The 17,846-nt window shown below is 70.6% G+C and carries 18 protein-coding genes and 2 riboswitches; of the genes, 5 read left to right on the forward strand and 13 right to left on the reverse strand.

Translation table 11 applies throughout. The annotated features are described in order from the left end of the window. The first annotated feature begins 638 nt into the window (after positions 1 to 638). Positions 639 to 1,145: a hypothetical protein gene (locus AC5JOC_RS07045; protein WP_494245898.1), complete on the forward strand. Its 507-nt coding sequence runs from the start codon at positions 639 to 641 to the stop codon at positions 1,143 to 1,145. Between the two features lie 14 nt (positions 1,146 to 1,159). On the opposite strand, the gene AC5JOC_RS07050 is transcribed toward AC5JOC_RS07045, so the two are convergent. The 4 genes from AC5JOC_RS07050 to AC5JOC_RS07065 are packed head-to-tail and all read right to left on the reverse strand — an operon-like array spanning position 1,160 to position 2,778. Continuing rightward, positions 1,160 to 1,507, reverse strand: a complete 348-nt coding sequence (locus tag AC5JOC_RS07050) for a LysR family transcriptional regulator (protein ID WP_064296432.1) — start codon at positions 1,505 to 1,507, stop codon at positions 1,160 to 1,162. A 46-nt stretch (positions 1,508 to 1,553) separates the two neighbouring features. Then, positions 1,554 to 2,006 (reverse strand): putative Ig domain-containing protein, encoded by a 453-nt coding sequence (locus tag AC5JOC_RS07055; protein ID WP_494245900.1) that lies wholly within the window; start codon positions 2,004 to 2,006, stop codon positions 1,554 to 1,556. A 29-nt stretch (positions 2,007 to 2,035) separates the two neighbouring features. After that, the gene (locus AC5JOC_RS07060) at positions 2,036 to 2,386 is read right to left on the reverse strand and encodes an ice-binding family protein (protein ID WP_494245902.1); all 351 of its coding nucleotides are present in this window, start codon (positions 2,384 to 2,386) and stop codon (positions 2,036 to 2,038) included. Continuing rightward, on the reverse strand, positions 2,383 to 2,778 hold the full coding sequence (locus AC5JOC_RS07065; protein WP_494245904.1) for a hypothetical protein: 396 nt from the start codon (positions 2,776 to 2,778) through the stop codon (positions 2,383 to 2,385). The genes AC5JOC_RS07060 and AC5JOC_RS07065 overlap by 4 nt, the downstream gene beginning before the upstream one ends. A gap of 211 nt (positions 2,779 to 2,989) precedes the next feature. Between AC5JOC_RS07065 and AC5JOC_RS07070 the strand changes: the two genes are divergently transcribed. Next, positions 2,990 to 4,645 (forward strand): ABC-F family ATP-binding cassette domain-containing protein, encoded by a 1,656-nt coding sequence (locus AC5JOC_RS07070; RefSeq protein ID WP_079705516.1) that lies wholly within the window; start codon positions 2,990 to 2,992, stop codon positions 4,643 to 4,645. 16 nt (positions 4,646 to 4,661) lie between these two features. Here the strand turns inward: AC5JOC_RS07070 and AC5JOC_RS07075 are convergent, their stop codons facing one another. The 8 genes from AC5JOC_RS07075 to AC5JOC_RS07110 all read right to left on the reverse strand — a co-directional run bounded on the left by AC5JOC_RS07075 (position 4,662) and on the right by AC5JOC_RS07110 (position 11,812). Beyond that, a complete protein-coding gene (locus tag AC5JOC_RS07075; protein ID WP_494245906.1) occupies positions 4,662 to 5,231 on the reverse strand; it encodes a carboxymuconolactone decarboxylase family protein in 570 nt (189 codons plus the stop codon). 218 nt (positions 5,232 to 5,449) lie between these two features. After that, positions 5,450 to 5,665 carry a hypothetical protein gene (locus AC5JOC_RS07080; protein ID WP_079705518.1) on the reverse strand — a complete coding sequence of 72 codons (216 nt, stop codon included), beginning with the start codon at positions 5,663 to 5,665 and terminating at the stop codon, positions 5,450 to 5,452. Between the two features lie 135 nt (positions 5,666 to 5,800). Further along, complete coding sequence (locus AC5JOC_RS07085; RefSeq protein WP_064296429.1) at positions 5,801 to 6,001, reverse strand: hypothetical protein; 201 nt, start codon at positions 5,999 to 6,001, stop codon at positions 5,801 to 5,803. 108 nt (positions 6,002 to 6,109) lie between these two features. After that, on the reverse strand, positions 6,110 to 7,252 hold the full coding sequence (locus AC5JOC_RS07090) for a cysteine desulfurase family protein (RefSeq protein WP_494245908.1): 1,143 nt from the start codon (positions 7,250 to 7,252) through the stop codon (positions 6,110 to 6,112). 1 nt (position 7,253) lies between these two features. Continuing rightward, positions 7,254 to 8,105, reverse strand: a complete 852-nt coding sequence (gene nadC / locus AC5JOC_RS07095) for a carboxylating nicotinate-nucleotide diphosphorylase (protein WP_159878220.1) — start codon at positions 8,103 to 8,105, stop codon at positions 7,254 to 7,256. Next, positions 8,099 to 9,724, reverse strand: a complete 1,626-nt coding sequence (gene nadB, locus AC5JOC_RS07100) for an L-aspartate oxidase (protein WP_494245910.1) — start codon at positions 9,722 to 9,724, stop codon at positions 8,099 to 8,101. The genes nadC and nadB overlap by 7 nt, the downstream gene beginning before the upstream one ends. Position 9,725: 1 nt before the next feature. Further along, positions 9,726 to 11,033 (reverse strand): quinolinate synthase NadA, encoded by a 1,308-nt coding sequence (nadA, locus tag AC5JOC_RS07105; protein ID WP_274499657.1) that lies wholly within the window; start codon positions 11,031 to 11,033, stop codon positions 9,726 to 9,728. Next, positions 11,030 to 11,812, reverse strand: coding sequence for an NUDIX hydrolase (locus AC5JOC_RS07110; RefSeq protein WP_192018209.1), 783 nt, complete (start codon positions 11,810 to 11,812; stop codon positions 11,030 to 11,032). Before AC5JOC_RS07110 ends, nadA begins: the two co-directional genes overlap by 4 nt. Positions 11,813 to 11,963: 151 nt before the next feature. Continuing rightward, positions 11,964 to 12,049, forward strand: a riboswitch (glycine riboswitch). A 1-nt stretch (position 12,050) separates the two neighbouring features. Then, positions 12,051 to 12,154, forward strand: a riboswitch (glycine riboswitch). Between the two features lie 56 nt (positions 12,155 to 12,210). Between AC5JOC_RS07110 and gcvT the strand changes: the two genes are divergently transcribed. Genes gcvT through gcvP form a run of 3 tightly spaced genes read left to right on the forward strand, consistent with a single transcriptional unit; the run spans position 12,211 to position 16,634 of the window. After that, entirely contained in the window at positions 12,211 to 13,335 is a 1,125-nt protein-coding gene (gcvT, locus tag AC5JOC_RS07115) for a glycine cleavage system aminomethyltransferase GcvT (RefSeq protein ID WP_192005239.1), read from the forward strand. A gap of 3 nt (positions 13,336 to 13,338) precedes the next feature. After that, positions 13,339 to 13,713, forward strand: a complete 375-nt coding sequence (gene gcvH / locus AC5JOC_RS07120) for a glycine cleavage system protein GcvH (RefSeq protein WP_124769004.1) — start codon at positions 13,339 to 13,341, stop codon at positions 13,711 to 13,713. Next, positions 13,713 to 16,634 (forward strand): aminomethyl-transferring glycine dehydrogenase, encoded by a 2,922-nt coding sequence (gene gcvP / locus AC5JOC_RS07125; protein WP_494245914.1) that lies wholly within the window; start codon positions 13,713 to 13,715, stop codon positions 16,632 to 16,634. Before gcvH ends, gcvP begins: the two co-directional genes overlap by 1 nt. 75 nt (positions 16,635 to 16,709) lie before the next feature. Here the strand turns inward: gcvP and AC5JOC_RS07130 are convergent, their stop codons facing one another. Then, complete coding sequence (locus AC5JOC_RS07130; RefSeq protein ID WP_426737029.1) at positions 16,710 to 17,522, reverse strand: CPBP family intramembrane glutamic endopeptidase; 813 nt, start codon at positions 17,520 to 17,522, stop codon at positions 16,710 to 16,712. Positions 17,523 to 17,846 lie beyond the last annotated feature (324 nt).

Consider the following 17,846-nt stretch of genomic DNA (forward strand, 5'->3'; position numbering starts at 1 on the left):
GTGGTGGCGGTGATCGTCTGCGCCGCGTGCGGGATCTTCTACGGACTCGACAGCGCGCGAACCCTCGCCGGACGCCACATGGCAGCCTGGATGTCCGGATTCGCCACCACCCTGCTCTCGGCGGTCAGCTATCTCGCCGCCACGCTCAACGGCGACTCGGTATGGATCGTCGCCGTCGCCAACGCCGCCATGGTCGCTTCGATCGCCGCCCTGTGGGTCGGGTGCCGGCTGTTCAACGGTCGACGCAGCCTCGTGCTGCTCGGCACCCTCTTCGTCGGCGTGACGGCGATCTCCGCCGTCCTCGACCCCACCGACGACCCGGAGTGGGCCGGCACCATCGCCCGGCTCATCTCGCTCATCATGCTGTCGCTGCTGGTCGCGTACGAGGCGCGGCGGGGGCGGATGCGAACGGCACCGGCGTCGCTGGTGCTCGTCGTCGTCATGATCCTGCACGCGGTGTTCACCGCCGTGCGCCTCGCGGTCTACCTCACGGGCGGGTCCCCACTCGGAGCTCTTCGAGCGGTTGTTCGGCACGGCCTTCGTCACGTACATGAACCTCGTGTTCGTGGTCCTCGATCGCGGTCGGCCTCGTCCTCCTGCGCTCCTGGGAGCGCAAGCAGCGCCTCTCCTCGGAGCGGGTGGGCGTCCGCGCGGTGGGGCGCCGGGCGTTCATCGCCGAGGCGACCCGACTCCGCGAGGGGCAGCAGTCCGATCGTCGCCTCGCGATCCTCGTCGTGGCGATCGACGGCTACGGCGACCTCCGCCGCGCCTACGGGATGGCGACGGCGGGGGAGCTGGAGGCACTGCTCGCAGCCGCGGTCTTCCGTGAGCTGCCGGCCGGGTCCGTCTGCACCCGCGTGTGGAGCGGGACGATCCTCGTGGCCACGTCGGTCGAATCGGGGCCGACCGGCCTCTCGGGTCTCCACGACCTCGCGGCACCGATCGCCGCCGGCTACCGGGAGGCCGTGACGCAGCAGCTCGACGGTTTCGCGGGCGCTGCCAACCTCGGTGTCGCGGTGGATTCGGCCGCGCCGACGCCCGTCGAGACCCTCGTGTCGATCGCACGGACGGCCCGAGCCGACGCGGAGCGGCGAGGCGAATCGGTGCGGGTCGTCGAGTCCGCGTCGGAGACGCAGGACCGCTGACGGCGCGGGACGGCTCAGCGACCCTGGCGCTTCTTGTACGGCAGCGGCTCGCCCTTGACCTTCGGCGCGCGACCCTTGCCCTTGTTCGCCTTGGCTTTGCCGCCCGGCGCAGGAGCCGACTTCGCTGCTGCTGCCGCTGAGGCGTCGAGTTGGCGACGCGCCTCGATGAGGAACGCGTAGCCGGCGTCCGTCAGCTGCGTGGATTCCACGTCGCGAGCGAACAGTTCCGCTCCGACGCTCTCCTCGAGCTTCCGGACGTCGGCGACGACGGTGCTCCGCGGCACACCGAGCGCCTTGGCCGCCTTCGCGAAGTGGAGGGTCTCCGCGGAGGCGACGAAGGAGCGCAGCTGCTTGTGATCCATGCCCTCAGCCTACGGTCACGGCGTCAGGCTGCCGACCAGTGTCGCGTCAGCCACCCAGCTGGTCGCGTCGACGACGTCGCACGATCACCGAGGCGATACCCGCGAGCAGACCGAGGCCGAGCAGGGAGCCGGCCACGATCGCGAGCGTGGATCCCTGGAACCCGGTGTCGGGGAGCCTCGTGATGTCTCCGGCCGGAACCGCCGGCTGACCGGGGACCTGCGGGGTGCCCGGCGGGACGATGACGATCGTCGATTCGATGGAGTCGTCGGGCGCGCCGCCGTTACTCGCGGTGATGGTGACCGTGTAGGTCCCGGGCGTCGTGGGCGTGCCGGTCACGCCACCGGTCACGCTGTCGAGGACGAGTCCCGGGGGCAGGGCACCCGAGGTGACCGTGTACGTCGCGTCGGGGCTGCCGGTCGAGGTGACCGTGCTGTCGTACGTCGTGCCGACGGTGCCGCCGGGGAGCGGAGCGGAGGTGATCTCCGGGCTCGTCGTCACGACGGAGCCGCTGCCGTCGTCGCAGCCGGTCAGGACGGGTGATGACGGTGTTGATCGAGCGTCACGGCGCCGGTGGATGCGAGCAGACGTCCCTCGACGACCGTGCCCGATCCCGTGGAGATGGACGCGTCGGCGAGGATCGTGCCGACGAAGGGCGCGCCTCCGCGGAGCGTGGCCGAGCTGCCGACGCGCCAGAACACGTTGCAGGCGCTCGCGCCGCCGACGAGGGTGACCGAGGAACCGATGGCGGTGTTCAGCGTGCTCGCGGCCTGGAAGACCCAGACGGACTCTGCGGTGCCGGTGAGCGTCACGTTGCCGGTGAGGGAGATCTCTCCGCCGGCGTAGACGCCGGGCGTCGAGGTTGAGGCCGGTGAGGTCACCGACCTGCTGCGGGGCCGGCGTGAGGCTGGAGGCGACACCCATCGCGATGAGGAGGTCGTTCTTGGCGAGTGGCGGCGACCTCGTTGGTCACGTCCTGGATGCCGTTGACGATGCCCGGCGGGAAGCCGGTCACGGAGCTCCCCGGGCTCAGCCCGAGGTCGCCGTTGATCGTGGTCGGGGCGTCGGTGTTGGTGACGGTCGACCCTGCGAGCACGCCGTACTTGGCTGCCGTGCCCAGGTTGATCGGGCCGTCGATCGTGGTCGCGGCGTTCGCCGGTCCGGCACCGATGGCCAGGAGTCCGACGGTCACGACTGCCGCTGCGGCGAAGAGGCGAGAGCGAACGCGGCCGGGTCTGGCGCTGCGGGCGGGTGGAGAGAGTTCGAGGCGCATCAGGGCCCCTTCCGTGTGGGAGGGGCGCGAAGCCAAAGAACATGGCGACATCAACCGCAACTGCTCCCTGTGTAACACCTTCGGGGGGCGCCCAGTCGGTTAGCGCGGAACGCGTACCCGATCGTGATGTCGTGCTATTCGCGGGCGGGCGCGACGGGTGGCGCGGAATGAACGGTCTCCTGCGCCCGGTCCGAGTGAGACGATTGCACCTATGACTGCAACGCTCGTGGCCCAAGGCCTGGCCGGAGGACACGGCCACCGCACCCTGTTCGACGGCCTCGATCTGACGGTGGCACCGGGCGACGTCATCGGCGTCGTCGGGATGAACGGCGCGGGGAAGTCGACCCTGCTCCAGCTCCTCGGCGGCTCCCTCGAACCGCAGGCAGGCACGATCACGCTGTCGCCCTCCGACGCCTTCGTGGGCGCGCTCCCGCAGGAACACGAGCGCGTCGTCGGCGAGAGCGTCGCCGCCTACATCGCCCGGCGCACCGGCTGTGCTGCGGCGACCGAGGCGATGGACGCGGCTGCCGCGGCGCTCGCCGAACCCCCGCAGGCAGGCGCGGACCCCGCGGACGTCTACTCCGCCGCCCTCGACCGCTGGTTGGCGAGCGGCGCGGCCGATCTCGAGGAGCGGATCCCCGCGGTCCTCGCCGACCTCGGGCTGGACCTCGACGCGGATGTCACGACCACGATGATGACCTCGCTGTCCGGTGGGCAGGCCGCTCGCGTCGGACTGGCGGCGCTGCTGCTGTCGCGATTCGACATCGTCCTCCTCGACGAACCGACCAACGATCTCGACCTGGACGGCTTGGAGCGGCTCGAACGCTTCGTGCAGGGATTGCGCGGGGGTGTGGTGCTCGTCAGCCACGACCGCGAGTTCCTCGCCCGCTGCGTCACGCGCGTCCTCGAACTCGACCTCGCACAGCAGAGCAACCGCGTCTTCGGGGGCGGATACGAGGCCTACCTCGAGGAGCGCGAGGTCGCCAGGCGGCACGCCCGCGACGCCTATGACGAGTTCGCCGACAAGAAGGCCGATCTCATCGGTCGCGCCCGGGTGCAGCGGGAGTGGTCCAGCCAGGGCGTGCGGAACGCGATGAAGAAGGCGCCCGACAACGACAAGATCCGGCGGAAGGCCTCGGCGGAGTCCTCGGAGAAGCAGGCCCAGAAGGTCCGGCAGATGGAGAGCCGCATCGCCCGGCTGGACGAGGTCGAGGAACCGCGCAAGGAGTGGCAGCTGCAGTTCACGATCGGCAGCGCACCGCGTTCGAGCACGGTCGTCGCGACGCTGTCCGAGGCCGTCGTCCGGCAGGGCGACTTCCAGCTCGGCCCCCTGTCGCTCCAGGTGAACGTGGGCGATCGCATCGGCATCACCGGGCCCAACGGCGCCGGCAAGTCCACCCTGCTCGCGACGCTGCTCGGTCGTCGCGAACCCGACGCGGGCAGCGCGAGCCTCGGCTCGAGTGTGCGGATCGGCGAGATCGACCAGGCCCGCTCACTGCTCGTCGGCACGGAGCCGCTCGCCGACCGCTTCGAGGCGATCGTGCCCGACCTCAGTCCGGGAGAGGTCAGGACGCTGCTGGCGAAGTTCGGGCTGAAGGCCGACCACGTGAACCGGCCCGTCGACGAGCTGTCACCGGGGGAGCGCACCCGCGCCGGGCTCGCCGTGCTCCAGGCGACGGGGATCAACCTGCTGGTCTTGGACGAGCCGACGAACCACCTCGACCTCGCTGCGATCGAACAGCTCGAGGAGGCACTCGAGAGCTACGACGGAACACTCCTCCTCGTCACCCACGACCGCCGCATGCTCGACACCGTCCGGATCGAACGGCGGTGGGTCGTCGAGGCCGGCCAGGTCGCGGAGCGCTAGCCCGCGGCGGTACCGCTCAGAGGCCCCGGAGGAGCGCGTCACGGAGTTCGGGTCCGATGTCCTCGGGAACGTCGACGTCGACCGCGAGCGCCTGGATCGCTCGGCTGTAGTAGTTGCGGGCGGCCGCAGCGAGCGTGATGTCGAGGATCTCCCGGTCGGAGAAGCCGTGCTGGCGCAGGGTCAGGCTGTCGGCGTCGGTCATCCGGTCCGAGTCGCGACCCACCCGTTCCGCGTAGGCCATCATCGCGACCTCCGCGGGGCTCAGGCCGGCGTCGCGATAGTCCGCCGCGATGCGCACGAGTTGGTCCTCCTCGAACAGCGCAAGCGATCTCCGGCCGTGAGCGAGACGGCAATGCCGTGACCGCGTCCCTCGCGCCGCGGCGAGCGTCACGAGCTCGTAGCGTCGCAGGCCGAGCGGTCGGGCGATCTCACCGATCAGCGCCTCCCACGCGGCGTAGGCCCCGGGGTTCAACGCCATCACCTTCGTGTGCGCCGCGACGAAACCCTGGTCGGCGATGTCGTCGTCGTACATCGCGGCCGTCGTCGCATCGGCATCGGCTTCGGGGATGGTGTGGAGGATCGACATGTCGGCCACCTCGTCGGAACGGGCCGCGGGCCGGGCGTCCGCGGCTACCGTTCATGATGGCACTCGAGATCGGCGCTGTCAGAACCCTTTTCCGGTTGGTCTCGGCGATCACATCGGCATCACCGGCCCCGGTTGTCGCCGGGGAGACCCGCGCCCCGACAATGAGCGAGGACCCCGCGGCGTTCGCCAGGCGGGGTCCTCGTCGTTCAGAGGGCGCGTCAGTCGCGCAGCTGCTCCTTGTAGTCGTTCTTCGCCTCGGTGGTGTCGCGCTCGGCTTCGGCCTTCTTCACGTCGGCCTCCGCCTGCTTCACCTTCGCGTCGGCCTTGGCCTCGTCGACCTTGTCGCCGATCCGGTCCTTGGCGTCTTCGACGGTCTCGCCGATCTTCCGGCCGGTCGCCTCAGCAGCGTCCTTGGCGTTGTCCAGGAATCCCATGTCAGCTCCGTCTCTGATCCCGACTCTCGGTCACCGTTCCAGCCTCGCGGGCCCGCGCCCGCGCGGCAACCACTTGTGTTCCGAGGCGTGGACGGCTAGATCATGAGACGATCCGGCGCGCGGGGGCGCCGTCGCTCAGGGGGCGGGGGCGCCACCGTCGGTCGGGGTCGCGTGCGGCAGCCAGTCCTTGAGGATGACCTCCTCCGGGTCGACCAGACGTTCGGTGTGGAGGTCGTACTCCGGGTCACGCTCGGCGAGGAACCGGGTGACGGCGTCAGCGTCCTCGTTGTCGTGTCGACGTCGTGCGCGGTCTGCCGCGTCCTGCTCGGTGCTCATGGATCCCACCGTAGCCCAGCCTCCGGCGGAGGGTGCCGCCAGACACCCGGCGTCGGACAGCCGTCACCGAACGCGCGGCCGGATCCGTCCGGTCGGTCGTCGTGGGGTTCAGCGGAGACCCGCGACGGCCTCCACCGAGGCGACGACGGCGCTCGCCGTCCGGTCCAGCTCGGCCGCGGTGACGGCGGCGGTCCAACTGAAGCGCACGGCGGTCTGCGCGACCTCCGGAGCGATGCCGATCGCGAGGAGGACCGGTGACGGCTCGTCGCTGCCGGCGGCGCACGCGGAGCCGCTCGAGGAGATGACGCCCCGCCGTTCGAGTTCGAGGAGGACCGCCTCGCCGGAGGTCCCGGGGAACACGAACGATGCGATACCCGGTAGGCGTCGTTCGGGGTGGCCCGTCAACCGAGCACGCGGGACCTCGTTCAGGACCCTCGCGATGAACGCGTCACGCAGTCCGCTGACGCGGTCCACCGCTTCCACCCGATCACGCTCGGCGAGCTCCAGCGCCGTCGCGAGCCCGACGGCGGCGGCCACCTGTTCGGTCCCGCTCCGGCGACCGCGTTCCTGACCGCCACCGTGCAGGAGCGGTTCCAACGGCAGGGAGCCGCGCACGGCGAGCAGTCCGACGCCCTTCGGAGCACCGAGCTTGTGGCCGGCCAGGCTCAGCGCGTCCACGCCGAGGCGATCCAGTCCGAGCGGCAGCCATCCCGCCGCCTGCACGGCGTCGGTGTGGAACGGGACGCCTGCGGCCTGGGCGACGCCTCCGAGCGCCGACAGGTCCTGGACCGTGCCGATCTCGTTGTTGGCCGCCATCACCGAGACGAGCACTGTGTCCGGCCGCAGTGCAGCGGCGAGTTCGGCCGGGTCGACCAGGCCGGTCCCGTCCACCGGGAGGACGGTGGCCTCGACCCCGTGGAACCGCGTGAGGTACGCGACCGATTCCGCGACCGCCTCGTGCTCGATCGGCGAGGTGACGACATGGCGTCCGCGATCGAGGGCCGCCAGGGTGATGCCCTTGACCGCGAGGTTGTCCGCTTCGGTGCCGCCCGAGGTGAACACCACGTCTCCAGGTCGGACGCCCAGCACGGTCGCGACGCGTCGCCGGGCGTCCCGCAACGCCCCGGCCGCCGCCTCGCCGACGGTGTGATGGCTCGACGGGTTGCCGAAGGTGCTCGTCAGGTACGGCCACATCGCCTCGAGCACCTCCGGGCGCACCGGCGTCGTCGCGGCGTTGTCGAGGTAGAGCATCTCAGTCGACCGAGACGTCGAGCCCGAGGTCGAGGGACCGGACGCTGTGGGTGAGGGCACCGGAGGAGATGACATCGACGCCGGTCTCCGCGATGGCCCGCACCGTCGTCAGCGTCACGTTCCCGCTCGCCTCCACGATGGCGCGGCCGGCGATCAGCGCGACGCCCTCGCGGAGCTGGTCGACGGTGAAGTTGTCGAGCATGATCGTGTCGACGCCCGCCGCGAGCACCGCCTCGATCTGGTCCAGGCGGTCGACCTCGACCTCGATCGTCGTCGTGTGCGGGAGCTCCTCGCGAGCCCGCAGCAACGCCTCGGTGACCGTCAGGCCGCGCTCGAGGAGGACCGCCAGGTGGTTGTCCTTGACCATGACGGCGTCGGAGAGCGAATGGCGGTGGTTGTGCCCGCCGCCCGATCGCACCGCGTGGCGCTCGAAGACGCGCAGGCCCGGGGTCGTCTTCCGGGTGTCGACGATGCGGGCGCGGGTGTCGGACACGGCTTCGACGTACGCCGCGGTGATGGTCGCGATGCCGCTCATCCGCTGGACGAAGTTCAGGGCGACGCGCTCAGCGGTCAGGACGGCACGCGCCGGACCCGACACCATGGCGATGGTGTCACCCGCAGCGAACCGTTCGCCGTCGGCGACGAGGAACGCGACCGTGATGCGTGGGTCGGTCAGTCGGAACGCCGCCTCGAACACGGCCGAACCGCTGAAGACGCCCGCCTCGCGGGCGGCCAGGGAGGCCGAGGCCGTGGCGTCCTCCGGGATGAGGGTCGCCGCCGTCAGGTCGCCCCACGGGGCGTCCTCGACGAGGGCCGCGGTGACGGTGGTGTCGATGAGATGTGGGGTCAGCATGGTGCGAGCACGGTTCCGTTCACGGATGGGTGGGTGGTGGGCTGGGGCGCGTCAGCCGGGGTCGCGAGGGTGATCGCGATCGGCGACGCCTGATCCGGATCGACACCGGGATGGTCGTCCCTGGCGTGGGCACCGCGTGACTCGGTGCGCGCGAGGGCAGCGGCGACAACGGCCCGGGCGAGCAGCAGGAGGTTGCGGTCCTCGGTGGCCGCGACCGACCGTGGCGCGGTGACGACGTCGTCGAGCTCGGTCGACCAACGGTCCAGGGTCCGGCGCGCGAGCTCAAGACCACGCGCGTCACGGACCAGCCCGGCATCCCGCCACATCACGGCGTGGAGCGCCGCGCGGCTGAAGGGCTCGACGGCGTCCGTTGGGAGTCGGAGGTCGTCATCGGCCGCAAGGGGATCGAGGACGACCCGCTCACCACCGAGCCTCGGGCGACCGGCGATCGGACCCGGTGCCGCATCGATCGCCGCGACGGCGCGGGCCGCGAAGACGGCACCCTCGAGGAGCGAGTTGGAGGCGAGGCGGTTGGCCCCGTGGACGCCCGTGCGAGCGACTTCGCCCACGGCGAGGAGCCCGGGCAGGGTGGTCCGGCCGTCGAGGTCCGTGGCGACACCGCCCATCCAATAGTGTGCGGCCGGGGCGACGGCGACCGGTGTGCGCGACCAGTCCACGCCGGAGGCTCGGAGGTGCTCGTCGATCCCCGGGAACCGCGCGGCGAGGCGGTCCGCACCGAGCGCGGTCGCGTCGAGCGTCACCGGGGCGCCGCCCTGCGCGGCCATGGCCCGGGCGATCCCTCGGGCGACGACGTCGCGTGGTGCCAGCTCGGCGTCGGGGTGGAGCGCCCGCATGAAGCGTTCACCGTTCGCGTCCCGGAGGACGGCCCCCTCGCCGCGGACGGCCTCGGAGACGAGGAAACTGCCGGGTGCGGCGAGCGCGGTCGGGTGGAACTGGACGAACTCCACGTCGGCCAGCACCGCTCCAGCACGGAGTGCTGCAGCGGCGCCGTCGCCCGTCGCCACCGCCGGGTTGGTCGTGAACGGGTAGAGCTGCCCGACACCGCCGGTGGCGAGGATCACCTGGTCGGCGTCGACGGTGAACGCACCTCGCTCGGAGGACCGGAGGTGTGCACCGGTGACCGTCCCGGCGGTGACGACCAGGTCGACGAGGACGGTGTGCTCCAGCACGGTGACCCGCCGGGCCGCAAGCGTCTCGACGAGCGCCGTCTCGATCGCCGCGCCGGTCGCGTCACCGCCGGCGTGCAGCACCCGGGGGTAGGAGTGGGCCGCTTCGAGGCCCTTCGCGAAGCCGTCGCCGTCGCGGTCGAACGCCACACCGAAGGCGATGAGCTCGCGGATCCGTTCGGGCCCCTCGGTGCAGAGCACCCGGACGGCCTCCTCGTCGCACAGCCCCGCACCGGCCAGCAGCGTGTCCCGGACGTGGTCCTCGACGCGGTCGTCGTCGAACATGACCCCGGCGATCCCGCCCTGCGCATAGCGCGTGTTGCTCTGGCCGAGGACGTCCTTGGTGACGACCACCACCTCGTGCCGTTCACTCGCGTGGATCGCGGCCACGAGCCCGGCGATCCCGCTCCCGACCACGAGCACCGTCGCCATGTCAGCCGGCCTGGGTTCCGGCGGCGACCGGCGGCTTCGCGGCGAGCATGCGCTCGAGCGACAGGCGGGCCGGGACGGCCACGTCGTCGGAGACGGTGATGCGGTTGAGCACCTCGCCCGCGACGAGTCCTTCGAGCACCCAGGCCAGGTAGCCGGGGTGGATGCGGTACATCGTCGAGCAGGGGCAGATCACGTCGTCGAGGCAGAAGATCGTGTGCTGCGGGTACTGCGCGGCGAGGCGCTGCACCATGTTGATCTCGGTGCCGATCGCGAACGTGGTGCCGTCCGGCGCCGCCGCGATGGCCTTCTGGATGTAGTCCGTCGATCCCGCCTCGTCGGCGGCGTCGACGACCGCCATCGGGCACTCGGGGTGCACGATGACCCGGACGCCGGGGTGCTCCGCCCGGGCGCGGTCGATCTGGTCGACGGTGAACCGCTTGTGCACCGAGCAGAAGCCGTGCCACAGGATGACCTCTGCCTGCTCGAGGTCCGTCGCCTCGTTGCCGCCGAGCGGGCGGTTCGGGTTCCACATCGGCATGTGCTCGAGTGGCACGCCCAGCTTCTTGGCGGTGTTCCGACCCAGGTGCTGGTCCGGGAAGAACAGCACCCGCTGTCCGCGCTCGAAGGCCCACCGCAGGACCGTCTCCGCGTTGCTGGACGTGCAGACGATCCCGCCGTGCCGACCGCAGAAGCCCTTGAGCGCCGCCGAGGAGTTCATGTAGGTGACGGGGATGACCGGTACCCGGCCGTCGGCGTCCGGTTCGGTCCCGTAGAGCGCCTCGAGGGCCTCCCACGCCTCCTCGACCTGGTCGATGTCCGCCATGTCGGCCATCGAGCAGCCGGCGGCGAGGTTCGGGAGGATCACGGCCTGCTCGGGTCCGGACAGGAGGTCGGCCGTCTCGGCCATGAAGTGCACGCCGCAGAACACGATCGCCTCGGCCTCGGTGCGTGCCTTGGCCGCGTTCGCGAGTTGGAAGGAGTCGCCGATGTAGTCGGCGTGCTGGACCACCTCGTCGCGCTGATAGAAGTGCCCGAGGATCACGACGCGGTCTCCGAGGGTCTGCTTCGCGGCCACGATGCGGCGGTGGAGCTCGTCGTTCGAGGCGTCGCGGTACGCGGCCGGGAGTTGTCCCTGTCGCGGCGAACCGGTCGGGATGACGTCGCCCATCGACGCGCCAGGGCCGTAGCTCGGCGGCTGCAGGTCGAACACCCAGGGCCCGGCCGCGAGCTCGGGCGCGCAGGTCGCGCCGTCGGACGCACCCTCGGTGATCTGCTGGATGGTGTCGTCGACGGATGCGGTGATGGTCATGCTGGCTCCTCGGACTGCTGACGGGTGGTCGGGGTGGACGTCGTGGGCCTGCGGCTCGTCGACCGCCCGGGCGACGGGGTCTCCGGTCGGGTGACGGGCTGGGTCCACCGGTAGAGCCGCGCCGGGCGGTGGCGCCCACCGGTACGGAGCTCGTCGGTCTGCAGGACGAGACCGGAGGACTCGACCTGGCGTCGGAAGTTCGCGGGGTCGAGCTGCTTCTGCAACACCGCCTCGTGCACCTCCCGGAGTTCGGAGAGGGTGAAGGTCTCGCCGAGGAAGGCGTGCGCGATGTGGCTGTACTCCAGCTTGTTGCGGAGCCGCCACAGGGCGTACTCGACGATGTCGCGGTGGTCGAACGCCAACGGGGGGAGTGCGTCGGCCGGGAACCAGCGGACGTTCTGGCCGAGCCGCGTGCGCTTCGCCTCGTCGGACCCGACGAGCGCCCAGTAGACGATCGAGACGACCCGCTCGGCGGGGGAGCGGTCGAGGTCGCCGAACGCGTACAACTGCTCGAGGTACCGCGGGCGGAGGGAGGTGGTCGTCTCCAGGGTCGACGAGGCCGCGTCCGCGAGGGATTCCGCGGCACCGAGCGGGCCGCCCGGCAGCGCCCAGAGGCCGTCGTAGGGCTCACGGATGCGCCGGACGAGCGGGAGCCAGATGCCCGGCTGCGGGTCGGTCGCGCCGAACCCGTCGTCGGCTCGGAGCGTGAAGATGACGGTCGAGACCGCGAGGCCGACCTGCGGGTCCGTCTGCTCCGCGGGAGTCGTCGATCGCTGCATGGGGGATCTCCGTGTTCCGGAGCACCGGCGGCACTTCAGGTAGAAATGACCTGTACTCGATACAGGCTTAGTGTACACCTGACTCGAACAAGGTCCTGCGCCGAGGCGACCACTCGCGATATGCTGGCGGCTCAATCGAACATCGGGCCGCAAACACGATGCGGGAGAGCCGGTACGCCGGCACCGAAGGAGCAAGCCTCCCCGCCAATCTCTCAGGTCCTGTACCGCATCGGACTGGCCACTCTGGAAAGCAGCGCACGTTCGTGGTGCGCTCGCCGACGGTGAAAGCAGTGTCCGCAGCAGCGGCGCTCGTGAAGCTCTCAGGCCAATGACAGAGGGGGAGTTCCCAACGGGCACCGTCAGGTGCCCGCAGCGCACCACGCGACCCCGGAGAACTCGTGACCGACCTCGAACGAACCAGCCCGCTCCATGCCGTCCACGAAGCCGCCGGCGCGAGCTTCACGGACTTCGCCGGATGGCAGATGCCCGTGCGGTACTCGAGCGACCTCGCCGAGCACCACGCCGTGCGCACCGCCGCCGGCATCTTCGACATCTCCCACATGGCCGAGATCCAGGTCGTGGGCGACGACGCCGCCGACTTCCTCGACCAGGCGCTCGCGGGCAAGCTGTCCGCCATCGATCTGCTCCAGGCCAAGTACTCCCTGCTGCTGAACGAGGCCGGCGGCATCATCGACGACCTCGTCGTCTACCGCAACGGTGAGCACGAGTACCTCGTCGTCGCGAACGCGGGCAACCACGACGCCGTCGTCGCAGCGCTCACCGAGCGGGCCGCGGCGTTCGAGCACGTGGTCGTCATGGACCGCAGCGACGAGATCGCGCTCATCGCCGTCCAGGGGCCCGCCTCCCGCGCCATCCTCCAGGCGACCGAGGGGCTCCACATCCTGGACGAACTGCCCTCCCTCGACGAGGTGAAGTACTACCGCGCGACGGGTGCCTCCTTCGAGAACGGCACGGTCTTCATCGGGCGCACCGGGTACACCGGCGAGGACGGGTTCGAGCTGTACGTCGACGCGGCCGACGCCGTGGAGCTGTGGAACGCCATCGTCGCCGCCGGGACACCGCTCGGACTGGTCCCCGCCGGGCTCGCCAGTCGCGACACGCTCCGGCTCGAAGCCGGCATGCCGTTGTACGGCCACGAGCTCGGTCCGGACATGCTGCCCGTGCAGGCCGGACTCGGCCGCGTCGTCGCACTCGGCAAGCACGGCACGTTCATCGGTCGTGACGCCGTCGAGGCCGGTCCGGCGGACGACGCACCGGTGCTCGTCGCCCTCGTCTCCGAGGGGCGTCGCGCCGGTCGTGCCGGTTACCGCGTCCTCGCCGGCGACACGACCGTCGGCGAGGTGACGAGCGGGGCGCTGTCGCCGACCCTCGGACACCCGATCGCCATGGCCTACGTGCACCCCGACCACGCCGAGCCGGGCACCGTGCTCGACATCGACGTCCGCGGCACGCGGATCCCCGCGACCGTCACCACGCTCCCCTTCTATTCGAGAGAGAAGTAACCCATGGCCGACAAGACCACCCTCAAGTACACCGCCGAGCACGAGTGGATCCGCGTCGAGGGCGATCTCGCCGTCATCGGGATCACCGACTACGCCGCCGAGAAGCTCGGTGACGTCGTCTTCGTGGACCTCCCCGCCGTCGGCGCGGCGCTCTCGGCCAGCACCGTGGTCGGCGAGATCGAGTCCACGAAGTCCGTCGGCGAGCTCTTCGCCCCGCTCGACGGCGAGGTCGTCGAGGCCAACGGCGCCGTCGTCGACGACCCGTCGCTCGTCAACAGCGACCCGTTCGGTGCCGGCTGGCTCGTCTCGGTGCGCTACGACGCGCTGCCCGACACGCTCCTCAGCTGGGACGACTACGCCGCGCTGGTGGGCGAGTGATGGCGGACCGCTTCGCAGAACGGCACATCGGAACCGACACCGCCGCCCAGGCGACGATGCTCGCCGCCGTCGGGTACGACAGCGTCGACGCCCTGCTCGCCGCGGCCGTCCCCTCCGCGATCACGGCCGCCGAACTCGCCTCGTCCAGCATCCCCGACGCCGCGACCGAGCGGGCGGCGCTCGCCGAACTCCGTGAGCTCGCCGGCCGCAACACGGTGAACCGGAGCCTGATCGGTCTCGGTTACTTCGACACGATCACGCCGGCGGTCATCAAGCGGAACGTCCTCGAGAACCCCTCCTGGTACACGGCCTACACGCCGTACCAGCCCGAGATCTCGCAGGGCCGCCTCGAGGCGCTCATCAACTTCCAGACGATGGTCGCCGACCTCACCGGTCTCGACACGGCCAACGCCTCGATGCTCGACGAGAGCACCGCGGTCGTCGAAGGCATGCTCCTCGCGCGCCGGGCCTCGAAGCTCGCCGACGCGACGTTCATCGTCGACGCCGACGCGTACCCGCAGACGAAGGCGCTCCTCCGGAGTCGCGCGGAAGCGGTCGGCATCGACCTCGTCGAGCTGCCGTTGTCGACCACCTCGCCCGAGGACCTCCCGGCGGCGTTCGGTGTCTTCGTGCAGTACCCCGGTGCCTCCGGGCTCGTGTGGGACCCGTCGGCGATCATCGCGGCGGTCAAGGCGGCCGGCGGCGTGTCGGTCGTCGCGGCCGATCTCCTCGCCCTCACGCTCATCTCCTCGCCCGGTTCCCTCGGCGCGGACATCGCGGTCGGGACGAGCCAGCGCTTCGGCGTGCCGATGGGCTTCGGCGGGCCGCACGCTGGGTACCTCGCGGTCCGCAAGGGCCTCGAGCGCCAGATGCCCGGTCGCCTCGTCGGCGTCAGCCAGGACGCGGCGGGTCACCCCGCCTACCGGCTCACGCTGCAGACGCGCGAGCAGCACATCCGCCGTGAGAAGGCCACGAGCAACATCTGCACGGCCCAGGTCCTGCTGGCGGTCATGGCCGCGATGTACGCCGTGTACCACGGGCCCGACGGGCTCAAGCGGATCGCGCAGTCGGTGCACGCGACCACCGCGAGTGCAGCCCGTCTGCTGGGGTCGGCGGGTGTCGAGGTGCTCACGGAGCACTACTTCGACACCCTGCAGGTGCGCGTCGCCGACAGCGCAGCGGTGGTGTCGGGTGCGCACGACCGCGGCCTCCTGCTGTGGGCCGTCGACGAGACGACCGTCTCGATGAGCTTCGACGAGGTGAGCGCGGTCGAGAGCGTCGTCCCGACCCTCGTCGAGGTGCTCACGACCGCTGGGACCGCCACCGCCGGAGAGCCGTCGGCATACGTCTTCGACGAGGGGGCGTCCGCCTCGGCGTTCGGTCCGAGCGCCGTGTCGGAGTACCCGGCCACGCTCGCCCGCGAGACCGAGTATCTGACGCACCCGGTGTTCAACACCCACCACTCGGAGACCGCCATGATGCGGTACCTCAAGCAGCTTGCCGACCGCGACTACGCGCTCGACCGGGGGATGATCCCGCTGGGTTCGTGCACGATGAAGCTCAACGCCGCCACCGAGATGGAGGCCGTCACCTGGCCCGAGTTCGCCGGGCTGCACCCGTTCGCCCCGCGTGAGGACGTCGCAGGCTCGCTCGAACTCGTCGACCAGCTCGAGACCTGGCTGGCCGAGGTCACCGGGTACGACTCCGTGTCGCTGCAGCCGAACGCCGGCAGCCAGGGCGAGCTCGCCGGTCTCCTCGCCATCCGCGGCTACCACCGCGCGAACGGCGACGAGCAACGGACGGTCTGCCTCATCCCCTCGAGCGCGCACGGCACGAACGCGGCCTCCGCCGTCCTCGCCGGCATGCGTGTGGTCGTCGTCGCGTGCGACGAGCAGGGCAACGTCGACCTCGACGACCTCCGGTCGAAGATCGAGGCCAACGCCGAGTCCCTCGCCGCGCTCATGATCACCTACCCGTCCACCCACGGCGTCTACGAGCACGAGGTGAAGACCATCACCCAGGCCGTGCACGACGCCGGCGGCCAGGTCTACGTCGACGGCGCGAACCTCAACGCGCTGCTCGGGTACGCGCGGTTCGGTGAGTTCGGCGGCGACGTCTCGCACCTGAACCTGCACAAGACGTTCTGCATCCCGCACGGCGGTGGCGGCCCCGGTGTCGGGCCGGTCGCCGCCAAGGCGCACCTCGCGCCGTTCCTGCCCGGTCACCCGCTGGCGCAGCGGGCCGAGCACCCGCTGCTCGGCGGCGGGACGGTCGTGCACGACGGCGGTCCGATCTCGGCGGCTCCCTACGGCAGCCCGAGCATCCTGCCGATCTCGTGGGCCTACGTCCGCATGATGGGTTCGGAAGGGCTCCGCGAGGCGACCGGGGCCGCGGTGCTCGCGGCGAACTACATCGCTGCGCGACTGCGCGACCACTATCCCGTCCTGTACACGGGCGACAGCGACCTCGTGGCGCACGAGTGCATCCTCGACCTCCGTCCGCTCAAGGAGGCGACCGGGATCTCCGTCGACGACGTGGCCAAGCGTCTCGTCGACTACGGGTTCCACGCGCCGACGATGTCGTTCCCCGTCGCGGGGACGCTCATGGTCGAGCCGACGGAGAGCGAGGACCTCACCGAGGTCGACCGCTTCGTCGACGCGATGATCGCGATCAAGGCGGAAGCGGACGCCGTCGCGGCGGGCGAGTGGCCTGCCGACGACAACCCGCTCGTCGGGGCGCCGCACACGGCCCAGTCGGTCATCGAGGGGGAGTGGACGCACGCGTACTCGCGCGAGCTCGCCGTCTACCCCGTACACACGCTCGTGCGCACGAAGTACTGGCCGCCGGTGCGTCGCATCGACCAGGCGTACGGCGACCGCAACCTCGTGTGCGCCTGCCCGCCGCCCGAGGCCTTCGCCTAGCCGGTCCATGAGCACTCCCTCGCCCATTCGTGGGCGAGGGAGTGCTCGTCCGCCCCGTGATGGGCGAACGGGTCGTCAGGAGGACGGCGTCGCGGCGAAGATCTCCGGCCACCAGGCGACGGCGAGCGGGAAGCCCGCGAACGAGATGATGTCGATGACCGTGTGCGCGACGACGAGCGGCATCACCCGCCCCCAGCGCTTGTAGCACCAGCCGAACGCGATCCCCATGGCGACGTTGCCGAAGAACGGCCCGATGCCCTGGTACAGGTGGTAGCTCCCGCGGAGGACGGCGGTCGACAGGATGATCGTCCACCACCCCCACCCGATCTCGCGGAGCCTGGTGTACAGGTAGCCGATGATGATGACCTCCTCCTGGAGGCCGGCGCGGAGGGCGGAGAAGACGAGCATCGGGATCGTCCACCAGTACATGGTGTCGGGGAACGTCGAGACCGCGACCGTGACGCCGAGTGCGCGGCCCAACGCGTACACACCGATGCCGGGGACACCGATCGCGGCGACGAGGAGCAGACCGCGGCCGAGGTCGCGTCCGGGGGAGCGGAGGTCGAGTCCCATCCGCGCGAAGCCGCTGCGTCCGGGCTGCCAGAGCAGGTAGATGACGAGGGCGACCGGCGCGAGCTGGAAGAAGAGCCCGAGGAACTGGTAGCTGAAGTCGAGCCACTCCCGGGTGGCCTGCGTGGTGTTGATCGCCGCAGATTGATCGGAGAGCGGCGGCCCCGCGGTGAGCTTCGCGATGAGCGAGATGATCGAGTACACCGCCGACGCCCCGAGGCTCAGCGCGAGGACGATGCCGATCTCCCACCACCGACGGTTGTTTCCGGCGCCCTCGGGGAGGTCCGGTCCCCGCTCGGTGGTGTTCTGTTCGCTCACCGGTCCATTCTGCTGGCTGGTGGCTCCGAGCGCACCGCATACCATCTGCGCGTCCGCTCGGCGGATATCAGGAGACGAACGCCTTACGATTCGTATCCAGAACGACGAAGTGACTGCACGAGTTTTGCGATCATGATCGTTCTGTTGCGTCGTGGGCGGGATCCGTGCACGAAAAAGCATCCGTGAGCAACAATCCGGCGATTGGGTTACCGCTGTGTAACGTTTGGCGTCCCAGTTTGCTCGCCGTCCTGCTTCTGCTTATCGTCAGAGTATTCAAAGAGCGATCCAGCGCACACGATGCGCTGTTTTCGCTTGCCCTTTCCC

The organism is Plantibacter sp. (assembly GCF_059073635.1).